This is a genomic window from Sulfurimonas sp. (assembly GCF_047622445.1).
In the GTDB taxonomy this organism is placed as follows: domain Bacteria; phylum Campylobacterota; class Campylobacteria; order Campylobacterales; family Sulfurimonadaceae; genus Sulfurimonas.
Window position 1 is genome coordinate 18,177 of sequence record NZ_JBLHOE010000025.1, and the last position, 24,666, is coordinate 42,842.

General features: G+C 33.4%; 22 protein-coding genes. 16 read left to right on the top strand and 6 right to left on the bottom strand.

What is annotated here, in order from left to right:
* The first annotated feature begins 20 nt into the window (after window positions 1-20).
* The 14 genes from ACI9TV_RS07335 to ACI9TV_RS07400 all read left to right on the top strand — a co-directional run bounded on the left by ACI9TV_RS07335 (window position 21) and on the right by ACI9TV_RS07400 (window position 15,131).
* Entirely contained in the window at window positions 21-1,385 is a 1,365-nt protein-coding gene (locus ACI9TV_RS07335) for a 2Fe-2S iron-sulfur cluster-binding protein (RefSeq protein ID WP_415250122.1), read from the top strand.
* Complete coding sequence (locus ACI9TV_RS07340) at window positions 1,382-2,677, top strand: complex I subunit 1/NuoH family protein (protein WP_415250123.1); 1,296 nt, start codon at window positions 1,382-1,384, stop codon at window positions 2,675-2,677. The genes ACI9TV_RS07335 and ACI9TV_RS07340 overlap by 4 nt, the downstream gene beginning before the upstream one ends.
* Window positions 2,674-3,192 (top strand): NuoI/complex I 23 kDa subunit family protein, encoded by a 519-nt coding sequence (locus ACI9TV_RS07345; RefSeq protein ID WP_415250124.1) that lies wholly within the window; start codon window positions 2,674-2,676, stop codon window positions 3,190-3,192. Before ACI9TV_RS07340 ends, ACI9TV_RS07345 begins: the two co-directional genes overlap by 4 nt.
* Window positions 3,179-3,691, top strand: a complete 513-nt coding sequence (locus ACI9TV_RS07350) for an NADH-quinone oxidoreductase subunit J (protein WP_415250125.1) — start codon at window positions 3,179-3,181, stop codon at window positions 3,689-3,691. The genes ACI9TV_RS07345 and ACI9TV_RS07350 overlap by 14 nt, the downstream gene beginning before the upstream one ends.
* The gene (gene nuoK / locus ACI9TV_RS07355) at window positions 3,688-3,996 is read left to right on the top strand and encodes an NADH-quinone oxidoreductase subunit NuoK (RefSeq protein ID WP_415250126.1); all 309 of its coding nucleotides are present in this window, start codon (window positions 3,688-3,690) and stop codon (window positions 3,994-3,996) included. Before ACI9TV_RS07350 ends, nuoK begins: the two co-directional genes overlap by 4 nt.
* Entirely contained in the window at window positions 3,996-5,870 is a 1,875-nt protein-coding gene (gene nuoL / locus ACI9TV_RS07360; protein ID WP_415250127.1) for an NADH-quinone oxidoreductase subunit L, read from the top strand. Before nuoK ends, nuoL begins: the two co-directional genes overlap by 1 nt.
* Window positions 5,870-7,348 (top strand): complex I subunit 4 family protein, encoded by a 1,479-nt coding sequence (locus tag ACI9TV_RS07365; RefSeq protein WP_415250128.1) that lies wholly within the window; start codon window positions 5,870-5,872, stop codon window positions 7,346-7,348. The genes nuoL and ACI9TV_RS07365 overlap by 1 nt, the downstream gene beginning before the upstream one ends.
* On the top strand, window positions 7,345-8,832 hold the full coding sequence (locus ACI9TV_RS07370) for an NADH-quinone oxidoreductase subunit N (RefSeq protein WP_415250129.1): 1,488 nt from the start codon (window positions 7,345-7,347) through the stop codon (window positions 8,830-8,832). Before ACI9TV_RS07365 ends, ACI9TV_RS07370 begins: the two co-directional genes overlap by 4 nt.
* A gap of 75 nt (window positions 8,833-8,907) precedes the next feature.
* On the top strand, window positions 8,908-10,263 hold the full coding sequence (gdhA, locus tag ACI9TV_RS07375; RefSeq protein WP_415250130.1) for an NADP-specific glutamate dehydrogenase: 1,356 nt from the start codon (window positions 8,908-8,910) through the stop codon (window positions 10,261-10,263).
* 31 nt (window positions 10,264-10,294) lie between these two features.
* A complete protein-coding gene (locus ACI9TV_RS07380) occupies window positions 10,295-12,079 on the top strand; it encodes a mechanosensitive ion channel family protein (RefSeq protein WP_415250131.1) in 1,785 nt (594 codons plus the stop codon).
* Between the two features lie 77 nt (window positions 12,080-12,156).
* On the top strand, window positions 12,157-12,771 hold the full coding sequence (locus tag ACI9TV_RS07385) for a TorD/DmsD family molecular chaperone (RefSeq protein WP_415250132.1): 615 nt from the start codon (window positions 12,157-12,159) through the stop codon (window positions 12,769-12,771).
* A 3-nt stretch (window positions 12,772-12,774) separates the two neighbouring features.
* Entirely contained in the window at window positions 12,775-13,872 is a 1,098-nt protein-coding gene (locus ACI9TV_RS07390; protein ID WP_415250133.1) for an ATP-binding protein, read from the top strand.
* Window positions 13,862-14,629 (top strand): hypothetical protein, encoded by a 768-nt coding sequence (locus ACI9TV_RS07395; protein ID WP_415250134.1) that lies wholly within the window; start codon window positions 13,862-13,864, stop codon window positions 14,627-14,629. The genes ACI9TV_RS07390 and ACI9TV_RS07395 overlap by 11 nt, the downstream gene beginning before the upstream one ends.
* Window position 14,630: 1 nt before the next feature.
* Complete coding sequence (locus ACI9TV_RS07400) at window positions 14,631-15,131, top strand: hypothetical protein (protein ID WP_415250135.1); 501 nt, start codon at window positions 14,631-14,633, stop codon at window positions 15,129-15,131.
* Between the two features lie 191 nt (window positions 15,132-15,322).
* On the opposite strand, the gene ACI9TV_RS07405 is transcribed toward ACI9TV_RS07400, so the two are convergent.
* From ACI9TV_RS07405 to ACI9TV_RS07425, 5 genes are all read right to left on the bottom strand, one after another.
* Complete coding sequence (locus ACI9TV_RS07405) at window positions 15,323-17,431, bottom strand: response regulator (RefSeq protein ID WP_415250136.1); 2,109 nt, start codon at window positions 17,429-17,431, stop codon at window positions 15,323-15,325.
* A gap of 68 nt (window positions 17,432-17,499) precedes the next feature.
* Window positions 17,500-17,997, bottom strand: coding sequence for a phosphatidylglycerophosphatase A (locus tag ACI9TV_RS07410; protein ID WP_415250137.1), 498 nt, complete (start codon window positions 17,995-17,997; stop codon window positions 17,500-17,502).
* Between the two features lie 11 nt (window positions 17,998-18,008).
* The gene (locus ACI9TV_RS07415) at window positions 18,009-19,208 is read right to left on the bottom strand and encodes a sulfate adenylyltransferase (protein ID WP_415250138.1); all 1,200 of its coding nucleotides are present in this window, start codon (window positions 19,206-19,208) and stop codon (window positions 18,009-18,011) included.
* The gene (locus ACI9TV_RS07420) at window positions 19,186-20,073 is read right to left on the bottom strand and encodes a response regulator (protein ID WP_415250139.1); all 888 of its coding nucleotides are present in this window, start codon (window positions 20,071-20,073) and stop codon (window positions 19,186-19,188) included. The genes ACI9TV_RS07415 and ACI9TV_RS07420 overlap by 23 nt, the downstream gene beginning before the upstream one ends.
* Complete coding sequence (locus tag ACI9TV_RS07425) at window positions 20,070-21,191, bottom strand: bifunctional 2-C-methyl-D-erythritol 4-phosphate cytidylyltransferase/2-C-methyl-D-erythritol 2,4-cyclodiphosphate synthase (RefSeq protein WP_415250140.1); 1,122 nt, start codon at window positions 21,189-21,191, stop codon at window positions 20,070-20,072. The genes ACI9TV_RS07420 and ACI9TV_RS07425 overlap by 4 nt, the downstream gene beginning before the upstream one ends.
* 195 nt (window positions 21,192-21,386) lie before the next feature.
* Between ACI9TV_RS07425 and thiC the strand changes: the two genes are divergently transcribed.
* Both thiC and ACI9TV_RS07435 read left to right on the top strand, forming a co-directional pair.
* A complete protein-coding gene (gene thiC / locus ACI9TV_RS07430) occupies window positions 21,387-22,793 on the top strand; it encodes a phosphomethylpyrimidine synthase ThiC (protein ID WP_415250141.1) in 1,407 nt (468 codons plus the stop codon).
* A gap of 96 nt (window positions 22,794-22,889) precedes the next feature.
* The gene (locus tag ACI9TV_RS07435; RefSeq protein WP_415250142.1) at window positions 22,890-24,065 is read left to right on the top strand and encodes a P-loop NTPase; all 1,176 of its coding nucleotides are present in this window, start codon (window positions 22,890-22,892) and stop codon (window positions 24,063-24,065) included.
* A gap of 233 nt (window positions 24,066-24,298) precedes the next feature.
* Here ACI9TV_RS07435 and ACI9TV_RS07440 read toward each other — a convergent pair.
* Window positions 24,299-24,666: GGDEF domain-containing protein (locus ACI9TV_RS07440; RefSeq protein ID WP_415250143.1), on the bottom strand; the 368-nt coding region annotated here is incomplete at its 5' end.

The following is a 24,666-nucleotide window of genomic DNA, read 5'->3' on the forward strand; positions in this document are numbered from 1 at the left end:
AAAAAAAGGGGTTCAGAAAAATGATTGACATTATAATTGATGGCAGAAGCCATCAGGCAGAAGAAGGTTCACTTTTAATAGATGTACTTATAAAAGAAGATATTAAAGTTCCATACTTTTGTTATCATGAATCTTTAGGTGCTGATGGAAATTGTAGAATGTGTATGGTTGGGATAGAAGGGCAAAAACGTCCTCAAATTGCTTGTGATACATTAATTACAAAAGATATGGTGGTCGATACAAAAAATGACACCATTAAAAAAATTCGTACGGATATCTTAGAACTTGAACTCATTAACCATCCTGTGGATTGTCCTACGTGTGATCAAGCAGGCGAATGTTCACTCCAAGATTATTATATGGACTATGGACTTCATAATACTAAGGTTACAATTCAAGAGAAGGTAAAACACGCTAAGCATGTAGATCTAGGTTCAAGTGTTATGCTCGATCAAGAGCGATGTGTTTTATGTGCGCGTTGTACAAGATTTACAGATAAGATTACATCGACTCATGAACTTGGGATTATAGGTCGTGGAGATGAGGCTAAAGTAAGTACGATGCCTGGAAGAAAACTTGATAATCCGTATGCTATGAATGTTGTAGATTTATGTCCGGTTGGAGCATTAACAAGTAAAGATTTTAGATTTTCTCAAAGAGTGTGGCTCTTACAAACTGTAGATTCTATTTGTCATGGCTGTGCGAAGGGATGTAATATTTATATTGATCATAATAAAATCAAGTATAAAGATGATGCAATTTATAGATTCCGTCCTCGTAGAAATGATGCTGTAAATGGGTTCTTTATGTGTGATGAGGGGAGACTTTCTTATAAAGAACTTCAGGAAAACACTCAAGAAACTGCTGGTTTAAACGGTGAAGACATATCGGATGATGAGGCGATGCAAAAAGCAAAATCTTTAATAGAAAAACATAAAAATAATACGGCTATCATAATTGACGCAAATCTTTACACCGAAGAGATCGAAGCTATCTTAGTATTTGCTTTAGATATAAATGCAAAAGTTTATTCACCATTAGCTGTTTATAGAGATGAAACTTTTAAAGATGATATGCTCAGGTCTGCAAATAGAGCTGCTAATTCTTATACAATAGAAAGATTGAAAATCAATTCATCTGAGCCAAGTGAAAATGCACTTGTGATTAATTTTAACCATCCTCAAAATTTTAATGCACAATCTCAGATAAATTTCTTCACACATAAAAGAAACAATACTGGACTTACTTTGCCTCTTGCTACTTTTAGTGAAAGCTCTGGAACATTAACTAATGAAGATGGTATTACACAAAAATGTGAACAAGCAATAGATAAGAACAATCCAATTCCTAGTGTGATTGAATACATACAAAGGCTCAGAGGATGAGTACTGCAGCACTTTTAGTAGCTTTGGTTTCTTTTGTCTTAGGTGCATTACTAGCACTTTTAACCATTCCCGTCTTGGTGTGGTTGGAGCGTAGAGTCGCTGGTTTAGTACAAGATAGACTTGGACCAAACAGAACAAATGTATTTGGCTTTCGTCTTGGTGGAGTTGTTCAATCTTTCGCTGATGTGGTGAAGCTTTTATTAAAAGAAGAATACTATCCATCTCATATAAAAAATGGAAAATGGCTTTTTATGCTAGCTCCGGTCATAACTTTTGTTGCTGCATTGTTGGCTTTTATGGCTATACCTTTTGCTGATACTTTAGTTATAGATGGACAAAGTTTACGTGTGCAACCTTTACCAATTGACTATGGAGTGTTTTGGTATATGGCTATAAGTGCTATAGGTGTTCTTGGGGTTATTTTTGGTGGATGGCTTTCTCACAACAAGTACTCACTACTTGGTGCTGCTCGTGCAGGGTCTATGGTAATTAGTTATGAATTACCTTTGGGCCTTAGTATTTTAGCTTTTATTATTACATATGACACTATTGATTTTAACGCAATGGTACAGTGGCAAAGTGGAACTTTCTTTGGCTTCCTTCCAGCATGGGGAATTTTAGTCCAGCCATTGGCCGCGATTATTCTCATAGTCTCACTTTTTGCTGAAACAAACCGTAACCCTTTTACCGTTGCAGAAGGTGAAAGTGAGATTGTTGCTGGTTTTATGACAGAGTATACAGCAATGAAATTTGCAATGTATTTTATGGGCGAATATGTAGCTATGAATACAGCAAGTGCTGTGATAATTACTATGATTTTTGGTGGTTACCAGGTTCCATGGGTCTCAACCGAGATGCTACATGCCAACTTCTCTATTTTTGCATATAGCATAATGATAGTGATGCCTATAATTGTTTTTATCCTCATTAAATGGATGCGTAAAAACAACACTGTTCGTCCTAGTGTTTCAACCGATGATGGAAGAAACTTTGAAACGAAGGTTTTAACTATTGTAATGATAGCAATGACTCTGTTCGTTGAGGCAATTTTAGTGTATCTTGTTTATCTTGCAGATAATTCACTTGTAAACTCTTTAGCTATTACCCTTTTCCAAATTGTAGTATTTGTGGTGAAGTTAATGATGTTTAACATCTTTTTTATTCTTATAAGATGGACTGTACCAAGATTTCGTTATGACCAAGTGCAAAAATTAGGTTGGTACTATTTACTTCCTCTTGCACTTTTAAATATTTTTATAACAGCCTTAGTGGTTGTGGGAGTTTCTTTATGAATATTAAAGTCACACAAAGACATGGGAGTAGTTTTAAAGACAAACTCTACTTACCTGCTATTTTTGATGGAGTAAAGGTTACTTTTAAACACCTTTTTAAGAATGTTACAGATATCAATGCCGTGGATACTCTCAGGTATCCAGAAGAACAACCTACAGATATAACAGACCGTTGGCGTGGACTTCACCGCTTAACACATAGGCCAGACAATTCTATTGCTTGTGTAGCATGTTTTATGTGCTCAACAGCTTGCCCTTCAAATTGTATCTTTATAGAAGCAACTGAGAGAGAAGATGGACATGATGAGAAAATGCCGGAGAGTTTTTTTATAGATACGCTTGAGTGTATATTTTGTGGTTACTGTGTAGAAGCTTGTCCTTGTGACGCGATTCGTATGGACACAGGTATTTTTTCACTCACAGGAAATAATAGAGAGGACTTTGTAATGGATAAAGAGCAGTTGTTATCCCATAAGGGTGCTTTTGGAGAGGAGGATAGTTGTGCTAGAGATTAGTATATTCTCAATTTTAGCCTTGTTTATGCTTGGTGGAAGTATAGCTATGATTACAAACAAGCAAACTATATTTTCTGCCTTTGGTTTTTTAGTAGCGATGATAGGATTAGCTGGGATGTTCGCATTACTCGATAGCCGATTTTTAGCAATAGCCCAAATTATGGTATCTGTTGGAGCAGTTGTTGTTTTAAGTATGCTCACAATTTTAACTATAAATGCAAAAGAGGAAAACTTACCTCATGAACCAAACAAGTATAAGTGGATTGTCTTTAGCGTTATCTTAGTTTCGCCTATAACGCTATTAATATATAAGAGTATGAGTGATATGTATACTCATTTTTCGAAGATTGAACCAGTTACTTCTAAAGTTGTTGGCTCTCTTTTATTTAGTGAATGGGTACTTCCTTTTGAAATAGTTTCTATTTTACTTTTAACAGCTATGGTTGGCGCTATTGTTATTGCCAGAAAAGATGATAAAAAACTTAAGGATCATTTATGAGTCCAAACTTATTTTTTCTCCTCTGTTCCGTACTGTTTAGTATAGGACTAGTGGGGCTTGTTAGTAGAAGAAATCTTTTTGTGATTTATATGTCTATCGAGTTGATGCTTAGTTCTGTAAATCTTTTACTCGCAACTTTTTCTAAAGTCTTAGGAAATCCTGATGGGTCTGTTATAGCACTTCTTATGATAGCAGTTATTGCATCAGAAGCTGCATTGTTTTTAGCGATGATTGTACAAATCTTTAGAACGAGAAGAACTATTGATAGTGATGATTTTGATGCACTAGCACAAGGAAAAGAATAATGCTTAGTTTAATAGTCCTTTTACCTTTTTTATCAGCACTCCTCATAGCTTTAGTTTATCTTGGAAATACTAAAGCAAACCGATACTTTTTTTATACATTTATTGGTGTAGGTACACCGTTACTTATTACGGTTTTATCTTTTATGGTAGGAGCAGAACTTTTAAATGGGAGTGATACTCTTCATCATAGTCTTATAAAATGGATAGATGTTGGTGAACTTCATATAGAAGTAGCATTTATGGCAGACAGACTTAGTGTGGTTATGATCTCTTTTATTACTTTTATTGGTACGCTTATTCATATCTACGCAGCGGGATATATGAAAGGGGATATTGCTTATGGAAAGTTTTTTTCTTACTTTAATCTTTTTATGGGAAGTATGCTTCTCTTAATCTTAGCGGATAATCCTATTATGATGTTTATAGGTTGGGAATTAGTTGGGCTTTCTTCTTATTTACTTATTGGTTTTTATCATACGAAATCATCAAATATTACGGCTGCAAATAAAGCTTTTATACTGAACCGTGTAGGAGATTTTGGTTTTATTATGGGTATCTCATTGTTGTTTATCTCTTTGGAGGGAACAGGATTTACCTTTGATAGCATAGCAGCAAATATATCCCAAGTTGAACATGAAATGTTAAGCCTTATAGGTGTACTTCTTTTCATAGGAGCTATGGGAAAATCAGCGCAAATACCACTTTATGTGTGGTTGCCAGATGCAATGGCGGGACCAACTCCAGTTTCAGCTCTTATACACGCTGCAACAATGGTTACAGCTGGTGTATATATGGTTGCAAGATACAGTTTTCTTTATGTAGAAATTCCGAATATAGGACTTTTTATTGCAAGCATTGGGGCGGCATCTGCACTATTTGCAGCAATACTTGCTTCGTACCAAAGTGACATAAAAAAGATTCTTGCGTACTCAACAATGAGTCAATTAGGTTATATGTTTATAGCTGTTGGACTAGGAGCATACAGTAGTGGTGTTTTTCATGTTTTCACCCATGCTTTTTTTAAAGCACTTTTATTTATGGGAGCAGGAGCTATAATTATTGCACTTCATCATGAGCAAAATATTTTTAAAATGGGAAAACTCAAAGAGCGCTTACCCTTAGTCTATATAACTATGTTTATTGCAACCTTGGCAATTAGTGGAATCCCACCGTTTGCAGGTTTCTTTTCTAAAGACGCCATTTTAGTAGCAGCTTTTGCCTCTGAGCATTATGTCATTTGGGGTATTGGTTCGCTTACGGCAATGTTAACAGCTTTTTATATGTTTAGACTTCTTTTTACAGTGTTTCATGCAAAGTCAAACGATGAAAAAGAGCTTGCAATAATTCCAGGTTCTATGACAAAACCTTTAGTCGTTTTAGCTTTAGGAAGTGCGAGTGTTGGATTTTTAGGTCTTAATGAAGCTTATGGAGGAACTTCTTGGTTTAATAGTTTTTTAGCTCTGCCAGATAGTCAATTTCATATTTCACATTCTATAGAGTATATGATTGGTGGTCTCAATGTAACTCTAGGCTTAATGGGAATGTTCATAGCATATAAAATGTTTGCAGTTGAGATGCGAGAGGTTAAAGAAGATAGGCTTTATAAAAAACTCATCATTAACAAATTTTACATTGATGAGATATATGAGTTCTTTACTGTGAAACCACTTTTATTTTTAAGTGATTTTATAGTTACTGTTATGGACCCTAAGATCTTTGATGGAATTATCAACTTTAATATTTGGTCCTATAAAAAATTTGCTATGATTTTTGCAAAACTTCAAAATGGGAAAGTAAGATATTATTCTCTTTATATTTTGATAGGAGCTTCGGCCATGTCTTATTATATGATATTTAAATTAGGAATGATGTAATGATGGATAATATTTTAACAAACATTATATTTTTACCGCTTTTTATTGCTGTAGTTCTTGGAATTTTTAGAGCCAATGCAAAGTATTTAAAGATAGGTGCAATGTTTTCATCGGTGGCAACTTTATTTCTGGTAGCACTACTTACCTATAATTTTGATCCATCTGGAAGCATGCAGTTTACGAAAAATTTAGCATGGATTCAAAATGCAGGAATCAGTTATTTTGTTGGAGTAGATGCTTTGTCTTTAGTTATATTACTTCTCATTAGTTTGTTGATGCCACCTTTGTATATTTATATGTACCATGAAAATAGAAAAGGTTACTGGTATAACATGATGTTACTCCAAACAGGTGTTACTGGAGCTGTTTTATCGTTAGACCTAATGTTATTTTATCTCTTTTGGGAGACTATGCTTTTACCAATTTTTGTAATGATAGGAAAATATGGAAACGGCCATCATCAGTATAATTCAATGAAAATATTACTTATGACGGTACTAGGCTCGATGAGTATGTTGTTCTCAATTTTATATATTGGGTATGTTTATTTTGAAACTTTTGGAGCGTGGAGCTTTTCATTACATGATTTAGCAAGTATAGATTTTGATGCAAAAACTTCTATTTTGTTAGCTTCAGGATTTTTACTTGCATTTGCTATTAAAATACCCCTTGTAGGTTTTCACACTTGGATGGCTCCAGCCTATGGATCAGCTCCAACACCGGCAGTTGTAATTATGTCATCAATTATGGCTAAACTTGGAATTTATGGTATTTGGAGGTTCGGATATGGACTTTTTGATAATACACTACAGTTTTATGCTCCAACAATTATAACTTTAGCTCTTATTGGGCTTCTTTATTATGCTATTCGTGCAATTACTGAACCAAACCTTAGAAAAATGTTCGCGTACTCTTCTGGTTCACACCTTTCTCTTATCGCTTTAGGTTTATTTTTGACAAATATTTATGCATGGAGTGGTAGTTTATACTTTATAGCTACACATGCTCTTGCTTCAGCGGGTATGTTTATTGTAATAGGTTTAACATATAAAAGATTTGGCACGGTTTATATAGGCTCTTTAGGTGGTATAGCATCTAAGGCTCCTAAATTTACTTTCTTTTTTGCATTTTTTGCCCTCGCAATTGCTGGACTTCCAGGAACTGGCGGGTTTGTAGCAGAATTACTCATTATAATTGGTGCTTTTAAATTTAATTTTTGGATTGGAGTGTTTACAGCGACAACAATGCTCTCAGCTATGGTTTATATCTTTTGGATGATTCAAAGAGTACTTTTTGGTAAAGCAAATAATGACTGTGAATATAAGGATTTAAGTGTGAGGGAGACTGTTATGTTAGCTCCTTTAGTCATTTTATTACTCGCGACAGGAATCTTTCCATCGTATTTTATGCAAATGTTTGACCCTCATCTAACGAGTACTTTAGAGATGTTAATAAGTAATACTGGAGGCTTAAAATGATAGAACAACTTTTCTTAGCTTTACCTATGGCAATTATAGTGATTGGAGCATTTATTTTACTTTTACTTAGTCATTCAAAAAGATTCAATCTTGATAGGCTCAATCTTATTGCAGTATTTTTCTTAGTACTCTCATTTTTACTACAATTGGCAGTATTTGAAAACCAAAATTCTAAATATTTATTTGAAGCGATTTTTGGAGATACTTTTATATTAGATGAGTTTTCTAAAATATTTGATTTTATGTTCACTGTAGGGGCTATTTTAACGCTTCTTATCAATCATGACTATTTTAAAAGTAGACATTACTTTAATGGTGAATATTTTGCCCTAATTTTATTTAGTGTATTTGGTATGATGATGCTCTCTCATGCACATGAGCTTGTGACTGCTTTCATAGGACTTGAGATTGCATCACTCAGTATATATGCATTAGTTGGATATCATAAAAATAATCGTGTAAGTTCTGAAGCAATGTTGAAATATATGGTCTTAGGATCAATGACTGGAGGCTTTTTTATCTTGGGTACTGCTATGATTTATGGAGTAGTAGGCTCAACACATTTAAATGAAATAGCGATGTTTGTTTCGGGCAAAGAGATTAGTGAACTTACTCTTTTAATTGTAGGTGCAAGTTTTATTAGTATAACAATTATGTTTAAGATAGGTGCTGTTCCATTCCACTCATGGGTAGTTGATGTGTATCACGGTGCACCTTACCCTATCACCATGTTTATGGCTTCAACATTTAAAATCGCAATATTTGCAATAGCTCTTCGTTTGTATATTGTGAATTTTTCTCAGATAAATATTTTTTGGTCAGAGATGCTTCAAGTTATAACTATTCTTACTCTCCTTGGTGGTTCATGGCTCGCCATTAGTCAGACACTTGTAAAAAGAATGCTAGCTGGTTCTTCTATTGTTCACAGTGGGTACTTACTTATTGGTATATCTTCTCTTGGTTTGGGTTCTGAGGTAGCGGGTTCAGCAATTATGTTTTATCTTATTGCATACTTTATTAGTTCAGTTGGGTCTTTTGGAATTCTTAGTTTTATGGCATCTCAAAGTAAAAGACAAATGAGATATGAGGACTTTAAAGGCTTTGCTTCTCGACGACCTTATATGGCTCTTATGATGAGTATCTTTATGCTCTCTTTAGCTGGGTTTCCATCAACTATTGGATTTTTAGGAAAATTTTATATATTTTCTTCAGCTATAGAATCTGGACAAATTCTACTTGCAGGCCTTGGAATTTTGACGGCTTTTATATCGGTGTATTATTACTTCAAGCTGATTGCAATGATGTACTTTTATGAGTCAGATGAAGAACAAAAAAAACTTCCTATAGATATAAGTACAATTCTAATATTTGCAATGGCACTTATCGTGATTTGGGGAGGTATAGGTACTTCACTCATTCCATTTATCCCTGGGGCAGATGGATTGATAGATATAGCAAAAGAAGCAATTAACTCTTTATCGTAAAAATATTCTTACTTTAGTCTTGGTATTAATATTAGTATAATATAATAGAGAATATTAATAAACTAGGAATATTGAATGGGCATAGCCGAAGAAGAAATAAAAAAATTTGAAAATGGAAATTGTGCTGAGAACTCTGTGTTCTTTCAAGCAATGGAAGAGGTTATATATTCAATTGCACCGCTTTTAGAGTCTGATGAAAAGTACAAAAGACATGCAATTCTTGAGAGACTAATAGTACCAGATAGAGTTATAAAATTTAAAGTAACATGGATGGATGATAATCAGAAGATTCAAGTAAACACAGGTTTCCGTGTGCAGTTTAACAATGCTCTTGGGCCATACAAAGGTGGACTTCGTTTTCACCCAAGTGTAAATGAAGGTATTTTAAAGTTTTTAGGCTTTGAGCAAATTTTAAAGAATGCATTAACTGGTTTACCTATTGGTGGAGGTAAGGGTGGAAGTGACTTTAATCCTAAGGGAAAAAGTGATTTTGAAGTAATGAAGTTTTGTTCAGCATTTATGACAGAACTTCATAAGTATATTGGCCCTCGTATGGATATTCCAGCTGGCGACATAGGTGTTGGTGGTCGTGAAATTGGATACCTTTTTGGTGAATATAAAAAAATTACTTCTACATATGAAGGTATTCTTACTGGAAAACCTTTTATGTTTGGTGGATCTTTAATGAGACCAGAAGCTACAGGGTATGGTGTTGTATACTTTACAGAAACTATGCTTGAGATGGAAGGAAAAGAGTCTTTAGAGGGTAAAACTTGTATTGTAAGTGGTGCTGGAAACGTTGCTCTACATGCGATAGAAAAATTACAACAAATTGGGGCTATACCAGTAACATGTACAGACTCTAAAGGTACGGTACATGACAGTAGAGGTGTAGACTTAGCGCTCTTAAAAGAATTAAAACTTGAGCGTAGAGTTTCTCTTGAAGAGTATGTAACAGTACACCCTGAAGCTAAGTACATTCCAGTTGAGGAATATCCAGAGGGAGCTCACGCTGTTTGGGATATCCCATGTTATGCAGCTTTTCCATGTGCTACGCAAAATGAGTTAACTGATATAGATGCACAAAACTTAATTGTAAATGGTGTTGTAAGTGTAAGTGAGGGTGCAAACATGCCATCAACTCCAAAAGCTATCAATGACTTTTTATCACACAAAATTTGTTTTGCTCCTGCAAAAGCAGCAAATGCTGGTGGAGTTGCTGTAAGTGAATTTGAGATGGCTCAAAATGCATCTATGAGTCGATGGAGTTTTGAAGAGGTTGATGATAGGCTTAAACTTACAATGCAACAAATTGCAAAAAGGGTAGCATTGACTGCAAAAGATTATGGCGTTGAAGGTAACTATGTAGATGGTGCGAATATTGCTGGATTTAAAAAAGTTGCTGATGCTATGATTGCTGAAGGAATCTAAGATTAAAAACTTACTGCTTATATTTTCACTTTTGTTTTGGGTAACTCTTAGTGCTGAGGTTCGGTATGATCCTTTTATCTCAGGGCAGATACAGTATATAGATCGGCTAGGCTCTGTTGATGTAACACAAGAAGAAATCAAACGTATTTTGTTACAACAAAAAAAGAGTTATGCTGATGGTTTAGAAGATATCATGAGTAAAAAACAAGCCTATATAGACAAAATGGGAATATATGACAGTAAGATCTTTGCTCTTGAAAAAATTATAAAGATTAATAAAAGAGCAGGAAATAAATATGCGGTACTCAGAGATGAGGTACAAGTAAAATCTTTTAAAATTTTAACAAATCAAAAGAATATGATGCGAACTATTTTGAGTGCTCTTGATGATACAAGTAGTGTAGAGTTTTCTAAAAAATTAGATAAACTCATAGCAAAGAATATTCTTGATAATAGACACTTAGTTAAAGACGATTATCAAAATATACTCAATGTTAAGTCTACTTCAAAAGCACTTGCAAGAGCAAAAGAAAATATCGAAGATTTTTACGCTATTATTGATATTAATACAGATGTTTTAAACTACTTGCGTATATCTGAAAATAAAATGTATCGTTTAAATAAATATTCAAAATATAATCTTATTGGACTTGCTTTATTGGTTCAAAAATCAAGAGTTGCTGACACAATAAACCCTATCTTAGCAGAGTATGGTTTAGATGTTGTAAAACTTATGATGATTGTCTTTTTAATACTTATTATTTACATTACAAGAAAATTCATTTATATTATTGTTGAAAGAAAAGTAGCAAATATAGAGTCAGATAAAGAATATGCTAAAGAGATTTTACATAGCATTCGAAAACATGTTGAGAGATTAATTTTAGTATTGAATCTTAATATGATTGTTTATGTCTTTAGTGACTTCAATACACAAGATGTAATGGTTAAACTTTTTAATATGCTTTACAGTGGAATATTTGCACTTATGATTTACAAGATACTTAATGTTGTAGCAAAAATAAAAATTAACAACTTAGATTCACATAATTCTAAAGTGAAAAATGATGTGATTAATGTTGGAATAAAAATTGTAAACTTCATGGTTTTAATTATGGGTTTAATGTTGGTACTTCATTTTGCTGGTGCGAATCTTACGGCTATTTTATCTGGTCTTGGTATCGGTGGTTTAGCCGTTGCACTTGCTGCAAAAGATTCTCTTGCTAATTTCTTTGGAACGCTTTCAATTCTTTTTTCTGATGTATTATCGCAAGGTGATTGGATTGAAGTTCATGGTGAACAAGGTGTAGTTGTCGAGATAGGGACAAGGGTAACAACGTTAAGAACTTTTGATAATGCCCTTGTAGCTATACCAAATGCAATACTCGCAAATGAAGATGTTAAAAATTGGAACAAAAGAAGTCTTGGTCGTCGAATAAAGATGGACTTAGGGATAAAGTATGACTCTAAAAGTGAAGATATAAAGAATACTATTTATGAAATACGTGAAATGCTTGATAAGCATCATGCAATAGCAACAGAAAATACAGAGCATACATATAGACAAAGGTCCGGTCCAAGATTAGTGTCTCAGGATGATGCGCAGGGAATCAAAAAGACACTGTTAGTGTATCTTGATGAGTTTACAGATTCTAGTATAAATATTTTAGTATACTGCTTTACTAAAAGTGTTGATTGGGAGGATTGGCTTGCTACAAAAGAAGATATTATGCATAAAATTATGGCCATTTTTGAGAAGAACAACATAGAATTTGCCTTTCCGTCTTTGTCAATTTATAATGAACAAATGAAGTAGTTGAGGGCACTAACCCTAGTTTTATTTTTTTTAGATAAAATCTTCTTTTAAAAATTAAATAATAAAGAATTTTACTTATGCAAAACACTCAAGCTAGATCAAATATTTACGCACTACTATCTCGTATCTTACTTCAAGAGTTAGATATTGAGATTCTTCAAACAATTAAAAAAGATGAAAATATTTTAGAATTCTTACCAACTTTAAGAGACTGGAAAGAACTTCACGAAGTGGATGATAAAAAACTTTTAGAAGAATATTTTAATCCAGATTTTGTAAATCTTTCAGTTCTCCACCTTATCCCTTATGAAACATTTTATACTCGTGAAGATCAAATGATTGAAACGGGTGGGGCTAATCCTGTTACAGATATGTATAGTGCCTATGATTTTATGGTTGATTTTGAGGCAGCTCGTAGTGTATCGGCTGATCATATTGGTATAGAGTATGAATTTATGCATCACCTGACAAATGCTGAAATTACAGCCTTAGAAAATGATGATGCAGATGCAGTGAAAGAAGTAAGAGAAGTGCAACATGAATTTTTAAACAAACATTTACTTCAGTGGGCACCAATGTACTTAATAAACATGAAGTATGAAGCAAGAACGCCACTTTATTATGACACAGCTGAAATGGCTTTAGAGTTCATTTTGAGTGACAATGAATACTTAACACAGGAAACAAAATAACAGATGTCAATTTTACATCTTGACACTAGTGCTTGTGTCCGTTCTTTAAGTGTAGATAGTGAATGTAATAAGTGTGAAGTTATATGTCCAACAGATGCTATTGTGTTTGGGGAGAAACCTCTTCCTTCTATAAACTTTTCATTATGTGTGGGTTGTGGAGGTTGTGGAGGTGTTTGTCCTACTGAAGCGTTTGGTTTAGAAGATTTTTCTGTAACTGATTTCTTTTTTGATTTTCTTGAAGAAGAGGAGAATCTTATTTCCTGTAAAAAGAATGTTCCATGTCTCTCCGCCTTGAGTGTAGAACATTTAATCTCTTTGGCAGTTTTAAAAAAAGAAATGATTCTTGATATTGGGCATTGTTCAACGTGTGAGATAGCGCATACTTGCCATAAACAAATAATGGATAATGTTGAAGAAGCAACATATCTTTTGGAAGCTATGGAAAATGAAGCAGAGATTAAACTTGAAAGTATCTCTTATGAAAAAGAAGAGAAAACTGACAGAAGAGGGTTTCTCTCTACAATCAATCTTAAAACATTTGCAAAAACAAAACAAAATTTTGAAAACGAAGTAGAACGTGCAAGTGATGAATTAACGGAACATACTTTAGCTAAAACAGATATAGCACTTTTAAAAAAGAAAAAACTTCCAGAGAAAAGAAAACTTTTTTACACTGCGATAAAACGTGTTGAAAAACCATCACAGTTTCATATAGTTGAAGGTGCCGAGGTTTCATTTACATCCCAAAAACTAATGGATACAGAAGCTTGTACGGCATGTCAAATGTGTTATAGAGTATGTCCGACTGGAGCATTAACTTCAGACATTAAAAATTCTAAGATTGATTTTGATCCATTTATGTGCGTGAAGTGTAATATCTGTCATGATGTTTGTGAGCCAAATGCAATTACAAAATCTCCTTCATATAATGTGAAAGAATTTTTTGAACCAACGGTACAAAATTTAATTGCATTTAAAGTTAGAAGGTGTAATGAGTGTAATGTTATTTTTTCCACAAACACGAAAGATAAACTGTGTTACAGATGTAAGGCAGAAGAAGAAGAAGCAAGAGAACTGTGGGGTATAGAAGATGATGAATAATGACAATCAAATATCCAAGCAAACAACTTTATTTGGGTATATAGGGGAACATGCAGGCGCAAGTAGATTTTCTGCTATTTGTAACAAGAGTTTTAAAAAGAATTCTGATGACGTTATGATGATTCCAATGAATATACGTGAAGACGATTTTTTCTTCACTGTGAGTAATATGAAAAAATCTCATGTAGATGGTGCGATTATATCAAATGAATATGTTACAAAAACGGTAGAAATTTTAGATAATAGTTCTGATTTAGTTAATAGAGCTGGAATGTGTGATATTGTTTTTAAAGAAGGGGAAACTCTCCGTGGTGATATATTTGTTACACGTGTACTTTTAGAAAAATTAAAAGATTTAGGTGTGAGTAAAGTAGCTATGATTGGTACATCAGCACATGCAAAAGCATTTTCACTTATGGCATGTGGATTTAGCGTGAGTTATTTTTATGATGACTTAGAAGAGTTGATTCTGTTTACCCAAGAGATGGAATTAGACAATGTAGATGTCAATAGAATTGCATATGGCATGGAAGTAGACTTTAGTACGTATGATGCAGTTCTCGATTTTTCTGATTTAGATAACTTAGATATGGTGGTGAAGTTAGCATCGTATAATTTTGATATGAAAAATACAAAAGAGTATTCAAACTTAAAAACGAGAGCAAATAAGCTAGATGCTACGTATATCGGTTATGATGACATGATAGAAGAACTTACAACGCAAGCCTACAGATTAATAGTAAAAGGAAATAATTAATATGAATCCAAATGATTTAAGTGATTTAAGAGCAGAATTTGATAAATTTGTAAAAGATAAATGTTCAACAGAAGGTGAAGGTAATACAGATCCTGATGCTGGAGATAAAATAGATGAAGAGCCAGTACCACAATTTGTGGATGCACTTACAGCAAAGCTTCTTTCGCCGGAACAAAGTGGTGTATACCTTTCACGTTTAGATATTAAAAGGATAGCAGAAGCTATTGATGAATCTCTTCCTATTAAAGAGCGAGTAAAGATGGTTAGAGCGCTTTTTAGACATACAACAACACGTAAATATCTTGTAGATGCATTTTCTGAAGTAGATAAGCATATACATGGTCGTATCCTAATTTATAAAGAACTTGGTGAAACTTTTCCAGCGTCAAAAGATATTTTTGATACATATACAACAAAAGCGAAAAAAACTATGAAAATGTTTCAAACGATAATTACAGATTTTGAAGAGATAGATCCAACAGAAGAACCAATCTTCGTTTAGGCTCTTTTGACACTTATCTGTTAAAATTAAAATAGCGACGTATTGCACGACATTCCATTTAGTGAAATGCTACGTGAGGTCTTAGCCTAGATTCACGTTGCTACGCTCATCACGTATATTTGTATATTTCTTCACTAAGCGCCTTGAAACTACATCACTCTTTTCATTTTGTTGGCATTATTTTTAATAAGTTACGAAACATATTTTTCTATTGAATTATTGAGTCGATTTAGGGATTTAGCGTAGCGGGGTACAAAATCTTTCAGAATATCATACTTTCTAAAGACTAAAAGTTTCAGAACTTCTACTGTAAGAAGATTTAAATCTTGTGCTCCTATAGATGCACTTAATCCTCGAATATCCAAACAAAGCATTCTTAATTGCTCATACCTAAAATCTTCAACTAATTTTGTAAAAATTTGATCACTATCTCCATAGGCATCTTTAAATTCACAGAGAATTTCTTGATAAAAGAATTCATTAGTATTAGAGTTTTGTATGCCTATTTTTATATTTAGTCCATCTAGTTTAAGTACTCTCTCTTCGTAGCGTACATCTTTACGTCTATCATCTTTTTTATCAAGAATGAACATACTTAGAGCCGAAAAAAGTTTTTCTTTTTTAAGTGGTTTGGCTAAATAAGCATTCATCCCTGATTCAAACATAGACTCTATTTCTTGTGGTGAAGTAAGAGCAGTGAGTGCAACGATAGGTAGGGTGTCAAACTTTTGATCATTACGTATATGTTGACTTGCAGTGTAACCATCCATCACAGGCATGTTTATGTCCATAAGAACAAGATGAAATTTTGTATCTTGCTTGAGCATATCTAAAGCTTCTTGACCATGATTTGCTACTTCTATATTTATCCCTGATTTACTTAGTATTCCAAGAAGAACTTTTTGGTTTATAAAATTATCCTCAACCAATAAAATATTTGTTTCTCTAAATTTTGAAAATTGGTGAAGTGTTATATCTGGAGTATCTTTAAATATACTCTTATATATTGGAATATTTACTGGATGGTTTTTGTCGTTAGAATTTGGAGTACTATAAATACTTGTGATTGTATTTTCTACATGCTTTTTTGTAAGTGGGTTTTTTAATACTTTAGGCTTAAGTTCTCTCATGTTTTCATTATGTGTGTTGCCAAATAAGTTGGATAAACAAATCAGCTTATTTGAGCGAGAGAGTTGCTTGAGTACTGATTCTACACAAAGCTTTTCACCTAATACAATAATATTAAATTGAGAGAAGTTAGGGAGTGTATCAAAAGTATTTTTTACTTGGAGAGATGTAACTCTATGTCCTAATGTATGAAAAATATTTTTTGCACAAAGTATCGATTCTTTAGAGAAGTCTACAATAAGTATATTTTTACAAGAAATTGAATGTGAAGTACTGTCATTTTCACTTTCTTTGTAGCCAATATCAAATATAAATTCTAAGTTACCTTGTCTATCATTTCTAGCAATAAGTTCTCCACCCATAAGTGAACACAATTCTCTTGCAATAAAGAGGCCTAAACTTTTATATGTATCTGTCTCTTCATTGTACTGGGAACTAAAAATTTGATGAGGATCTTCAATATCTACTTTTAGATCTGTTTCGATTCTAAAAAATAGATTATTTTCTTTTGAGTATGCATTGGTATTGGATATATATACAAGAACCTTCGAGGCATTGTTTTGTACACTATAAAGTATAATATTACTAAGAATTTTACTAAGATTGAGTGTATCTGCATAAATATTTTCATTTAAGTTATCTTTCAAGATGTAATGAAGCTCTAATGGGGTTTCTTTGATTATCTCTTTTATAGTCCCTGAGATATCATTTAAAAGGTTTGAAAAAGAGAATTCTTCTTGATGAATTGTAACTTTATGAGATTTAAGACGTAAAAATTCTATAAGGTTTGTACTAATGGAGAGAAGTTTATTCTCAGATTTATTAATCGTTTTTAGCTCTTGGTTAGTATCATTAGCTTGGGCTAATTTTTTTGCAATGTCGACATTTGTACTGGCAAGGTCTTGAATGTTTTCACTCATATTAGTTAGGATTTGATTTTCTTGTATATCAATATCCTCTTGAATACGATTTTCATTTTCATTTTTTTTCTTAAGTCGACGTATTTGTTCGGATGAGAAGAAGAGTGCCAGCATTGCTAGAAGGGCAAGAGAAAATAAGGCAATCCATAAGCTAAAACTTTCATCTTTAATGTCAATATTTTGAAGGTTAAAGTTTACTGTTGCACAAAGACTTATAGTAAGTAAAATAAGAAGAAAAATGATTTTTTGCATGTTTAAGACTTATGTATTGGATTATTAGTCTTAATTATACATGCATTAACTTAGGAAAAACAAAAAACTTATAATAATTGTGTGATACCTTGCCAGATAAGGGCACTTGAGATTCCAGCCGCAAAACCTGCGATAATATCATCACCCATTACACCAAGTCCACCTGCTACTTCCCGATCAATTCTACCTATGATAGATGGTTTAGCGATATCGAAGTATCTAAATAATATAAATGATAAAATAGATTGTATTAAAAATCCATTATCCCAGATAAGTACGTCACTAGCAGCAATTGTAATAGCTGGTGCAATACTTAGTGCAAACCACATTCCAGCTAACTCGTCAATCACAATACGCTTATCATCATGTATACCTGTTTTTTCTTCATATCTATTAATTGCTTTAATAGCAATGATGCTGATTAAAGCAGTAGCTAAAAAAAGTGTTTGAGAACCAAAGTACATAAGAACTAGCATACCAAGTGGTAAAGATACTAAAGTCCCAACTGTGCCAGGCGCTTTAGGTGCTAAACCACTGTATCCCAGTGTAATAAAAAAGTAATTCATATATATTTTCCTTATGTAAGCGAGGTTGTTTGGTAAAGTTTCATGAGCTCTATGTAAAAGTCACTTTCCGTATGCTCTCGTAGTAAACCTTCAACAGGCAGGATATCGGAGTAGAGTTTTTCAAGATTCTTAAAACGATTAGGAAAAAGTTTAGAAAGTAAAAAGGCTGATATCTCTTTTCTGATGAGTATAGTCGGAGGTAAAAGACCTAATTCTAAAAGTTCAAGAATTGAATCTGAATGGTAAGAGATTTGATGGTGCTGGCCATGGGGACATGTATGTTTACCAACAAGTGTTGTACATTGATTACAGTACACATATTCACTCTCAAGTTTAACTTCTATATCAATCCCTACTAGGTTATCTATAATAGACTTACCTGCATTCTCATCATAAAAAATTCCAAGACCAGTATGATCTCTACTGATTGTTAATCTATCACATCCATAATTTTGTGCAACAATGGCATTAACTATGAGTTCATTATATCCGGCAAAAATATAGCTGTTTTCTAATGGAACTATAACTACTCTATTTTTTGGTAGAAAGTTATTAACAAAAAATTCTAAAGCCTCATGTCTGAGGTCGTATTTTAAATTCTTTTCCTCATATGGTTTTAGTAAAAAGATTATAAGAAGATCTGTTGTATCTATTGCTTGTCGTATTAAACGTTCATGTGCACGATGAAGAGGATTTGCTCCAAGTATTAATGCAGTCGTATGTTTCGCATTTGTAGCTCTTTTTGCGCTACTTATAATCTCTTGATTTATTCTATTTTGATCGAGTTCAGTGTGTACTAGTTCATATGGTCCACACACAGCCCAAGTACCAAGCCTATTTATTGTCGTTTGTACACCTGGATGTGATAAGTCATCAGTACCAAAGATGTGTTTTGTTCTTCTTTGCGGATCTGTTTTAAATGTTTCATCAACAATTAATGTAGCAAATTCTTTTCCCTCACAAAGAATAGTAAGTTCTTCACCCTTTTTCAATGATTTAATAACTTCTTCATTTTTGGCACCAGATGGTCCTAAAATAAGTGGAATAGGGAAGGTCGTATCATTTATTTTACCAGTTTGTATAATTGATTCTTTTTGCTTTTTTGACATCAATTCTGTAAGAGGTTTAAGAAGTCCACATTTAAGTATTTCTAAAGCTGATGCTGCCTCTCTATCTATAAGTAGAGTTTTATTTTTTCTTGATAATGTCATATTTTTTACGTCTTTCCCAAAGACTTTTTCTACTAATACCTAATTTTTTAGAAAGTTCGGTATCTGGAAATTTATGTTGGTAACTAAGTACTATAAACTTGACATAATCCTCAATTGGAAGGATGTCCCCTTGCGCAAATACATTGTTTTCACTTTTAATTGTTATAATATTATGTGCCACATCCTCTACGCTATCTGTACTTGAAACGATTACATTTTTACCTGCAATAAGATCACAAAATATTTTTTTCTCTGTTTTTTTAAGTGTTTGATAGTCAATGGCATAAATAATAGTATTATCTTGAAGAGATTCTATTGTAGCAAGAGCCTTTGGATTACTCAATGAGATAAATTTAATTGGTTTGTTTTTAACTGATGCATGCTCAAAAGCAAAAGCATCTGCATATTTTTGAAAACTTGATGAGATATATACAGGAAGTTCTATTTCTTTATGTTTATGTTCTTGCGTAACAGATGCAAAAGTATGTTTTAAGTATGTTTCATAAGCTCCATTCTTTGCTTTTAGCTTTTCATAGTCCTGATAATGATCAATCTTGCGGATAAGCTCCTCAATCATAAAAGGTTTTAAAATATAATCTTTTGCCCCAGCTGCTAGAGGTTTAGATACTGTATCGTTACTAATATAAGAAACCATCAATATCACGATTGATTTTTTAAATGTTTCTATTACTGGTAGAAAGTCTTGACCATTAATGTTGGTTGATAGTAGAACTACATCGTAGTTGTTACTTTTTATCGCATCTTTAGTTGATGTACACATTTCACATATATGACCTAGTTCGCCTAGTTTTGTAGCAATACTTTGCGCTAAATATATTTCATTTTCTATAATAAGTATCTTCAATTCTTTGTCCAATCGTAGTATTTTAAATTTGCATTTGCTATAACACCAACACCTTCAGCTCGACCTATAAAGCCAAGCTTTTCTGTTGTTGTAGCCTTTATGTTTACTCTACTCGCATCGATATGTAAAATATTTGCAAGTGTTTTTCTCATCGCTAGTTTATATTGTCCAACTCTAGGCTTTTGAGCAGCTATAGTTAAATCAATATTCACAATGATAAATCCAAAGTTGTTTAGTTTAGTAACAACTGTTTGTAATAATTCTTTAGAGTCAATTCCTTTATAAGCGTTATCGCTATCTGGAAATATCATTCCAATATCTCCCATTCCTGCAGCTCCTAAAAGTGCATCGATAAGAGCGTGTATAGCCACATCTCCATCACTATGTGCTTTAAAAGAAAGTTCAGATTCTATCTTTACTCCACCAAGCCACATTACACCACCATCTTCAAATGCATGCACATCAAAACCAGTACCACTCAAGGTATCGCTTGAGGGTTTTTCTAAACACGAAAGATTGTTTAAATCTTTAGTATACGTAATTTTATGTGCATCATCTTCACCTAAAATAAATTCTCTACTTCCACCATTAGCAACGATTGCACTACTTTCATCTGTAAATTCTTGAGTCGTTTGAAGTGCATCTTGAAGGGTTTTAGTACGAGAGAGTTGGGGTGTTTGAATTCTTTTGACCTTATCTCTGTCAATAGTTTCATTATCATAGACTACAGTATCTGTTACTTTTAGATACGGGACAATGCAATCAGCATTACTTTGCGCAGAAATAATCCGAGATAAAAAATCTTTACTAATGCAAGACCTTGCAATATCACTAACGAGTACAAATTCACTACTTACTTGGGCTAAAGCATTGTTTAGCGATTCTTGACGTGTAGATCCCCCACTTACTATTGTATAGTCTGAGTAGTTTTGCATGAATGCACAATCGTCTTTTGGTGAAGTAATAATTATTTGAGAGAAAAAATTAGTTTTTTGTAATCTATCTGCTACAAATTGCCACAAAGGTTTGTGATCTATACGTAACCATTGTTTTTTTACATCTAATTCAAATCTACTAGAAGTACCAGCAGCAAGTAGTATAAGTGTCAATTGAGACAATAAGACCCCTTGAAGTTCTAAAGTGTTACGAAATTATACACTTTGAAGCTTTTTTTTATCTTTATTTGTAAAAAGCTTTATGAAATATCTCAAATATTTAGCTTATTAAAAGCAATTCAGTATTTCATTTTATCTTAGATTAACTTTATTTGATTATATTGCCATTATATAAACTTAATTATTTTAGGAGAAGTTATGAGATCTTTATGGGTAGATAAAAGAAAAGATGATGCTGTTCGTACGCAAATGTATTATGCAAAGAAGGGTATTATCACTGAAGAGATGGAGTATATAGCCGGGTTAGAAGATTTAAAACCTGAGTTAATTCGTTCAGAAATTGCTCGTGGTAGATTAATTATCCCTGCAAATGTAAACCATACAGCACTAGAGCCAATGGCTATTGGTATTGCTGTTACCTGTAAAATCAATGCAAATATAGGTTCTTCTGCAATTGCATCGGATGTTTTAGGTGAAGTTGAAAAGATGGAAGTATCTCAGCACTATAAAGCTGATACTGCAATGGACCTTTCAACAGGTGGCGATTTAGATGAGATTAGAAAAGCTGTAATTGGAGCATCTAAGATTCCTATTGGAACTGTGCCTATTTATCAAATTCTACATGATGTTGGAAACAAAATTGAAGACTTAACTATTGAAGTTATGTTAGATGTTTTAGAACGTCAAGCAAAGCAAGGTGTTTCTTACTTTACAATTCACGCAGGTTTCTTACTTGAGACTATGCCTAAAATTGCAAAAAGAAAAATGGGTATTGTTTCTCGTGGTGGTTCTTTAATGGCTGCATGGATGATGCATTACCATAGAGAAAATCCTTTTTATACTGCATTTGATGAGATCTTAGAAATCTGTGCTAAGTATGATGTTTCTCTTTCTCTTGGAGATTCTCTTCGTCCAGGTTGTTTAGCTGATGCTTCTGATGATGCACAGTTAGGAGAACTTAAAGTTCTTGGTGAGCTTACATTAAGAGCATGGGAAAAAGATGTTCAAGTTATGATTGAAGGTCCAGGTCACGTTCCATTAAATCAAATTGAACGTAACATGAAACTACAACGTGAACTTTGCCATGAAGCGCCATTTTATATCTTAGGGCCATTAGTTACTGATATTGCAGCTGGATATGATCATATCTCTTCTGCTATTGGTGCAGCTATCGGTGGATGGCATGGAGCTTCAATGCTTTGTTACGTTACGCCAAAAGAACATTTAGGTTTACCAAATGCTGATGATGTTCGTGAAGGTATCATTGCTTATAAAATTGCAGCTCATGCTGCTGACATTGCTAGAGGCCGTAAAGGTGCGAGAGATATTGATGATGCAATGAGTGATGCAAGATACGCATTTGACTGGGAAAAACAATTTGAACTTTCACTTGATAGTGAAAGAGCTCGTGAGTACCATGATGAAACTCTTCCTCAAGATGTATTTAAAGAAGCAGAGTTTTGTTCTATGTGTGGACCAAAATTTTGTTCTTATAAAATAACACAAGAGATCATGGACAATCCTGAAGGGATTGAAAGAATTATCCGTGAGTCAAAAGAGAAAGAAGAAGCTGCTGAAGCTGCAGAAGCTTTAGCTACAGCTTAAGAATTTTCACTCCAAATCTAAATAAGACAAAATTTGTCTTATTTAGATACTATTTAAAATATAAAAACTCATACAATAAATTATAAGGAAAAACAGATGACAGAAGAGATTGTAAAATCAGCACTTTCAAAAGTTATGTATCCAGGGTTTACGAAAGATATCGTAACTTTTGGTTTTGTAAAAGATATATCTATTAAAGGGACAGATGTCCACTTTACTGTAGATATTACATCAAGTGCTCCAGAAGTGGGACAACAAATTACAGATGAAGCTACGCAAGAATTAACAAGAGTTGGTGCTACAAATGTAGCTATCAATATTCAAGCACCAAAAATGCCAAGAGAGTCTTCGTCTAAAGGTAAAAATCTTGCTCCTCAAGTGAAAAACTTCCTTATGGTAAGTTCAGGGAAAGGTGGAGTTGGAAAATCAACTACATCAGTGAATATTGCTATTGCCCTTGCAGCTGAAGGTAAAAAAGTAGGACTTTTAGATGCAGATATCTATGGTCCAAATATCCCTCGTATGATGGGTTTACAAGGTATTAAACCAGAAGTAAATGGAAATAAAGTTCTTCCACTTAAGGCATATGGCATTGAAGTAATGTCAATGGGTGCACTTATGGAAGAAGGTCAGTCATTAATCTGGCGTGGTGCTATGATTATGAAAGCAATTGAGCAATTCTTACGTGATATCTTATGGTCTGAATTAGATGTATTAGTTATTGATATGCCTCCAGGAACTGGTGATGCACAACTTACTCTAGCGCAAGCTGTTCCTGTAACTATTGGTTTAACTGTTACAACACCACAAAGTGTATCTTTAGATGACTCACGTCGTTCGTTAGATATGTTTAAAAAGTTTAATATTCCTATCGCTGGAATTATCGAAAACATGAGTGGATTTATTGCACCAGATACTGGTGTTGAGTATGATATCTTTGGTAAAGGAACATCTGGACCAATGGCAGAAGAATTCAATACAAAAATTCTTGCAGAAATTCCAATTGAACCATCGATTAGAACAGGTGGAGATGAAGGTAAACCAATTACTTTTGTTAATCCAACTTCAGAATCTTCTAAAAGATATGTAGCAGCAGCACAATCTATAATCGCTCAGATCGATGAGATTAACGCTACTGGTGGTGTTGATAATGCAGCAATGCAACCAAATACACCTCCAGGTGTAAGTGCATGTTCAACAGCAGCTGCACCAAAGAAAGCAGCACCAGCGTCAGAAGGTGAGTCTTGTGGTACGGGTTGTGGTTGTCACTAGTCACTAACTAACATTAAAATAGCGACGTATTGCACGACATTTCATCTAGTGAAATGCTGTGTCAGGCTTTAGTTTAGAGCTTCGTCGCTACTCTCAATTTTTAAACTTCTTTACTTGAATAGTTAAAGAATTAATATTTTTGAATTTACTTGTACTAAATTACACTTCCGAACTAAGCTTCTTGCTACTATATCACTCTTTTGATTTTATTACAATGTAAGAATATATTTTCTTTATCTAACATCTTTACCTTCTGACATATCTGCTGTATATGTTACAATTTTGTTTCTACCAGTAGTTTTTGCTTTATAAAGAGCTGTGTCAGCTAACTTAATACATTTCCAGATAGTATCACCATCTTTAGGAAAGTTTGCTATACCTATACTCATAGTTTTTTGCATTGTTTCGCCTGCTCCAACTTCAAATATAAGACTAGCAAACTTTTCATGTAATTCCTTTGCCACTTTCATTGTTCCAGTTTCATGAGCATTATGAAGCATTACAACAAACTCTTCTCCACCATAACGAATAGCAAGATCAGCTTCACGGATATTATCTTTTAAAAGTTTTCCAATCTCCACAATGACCTTATCTCCTATAT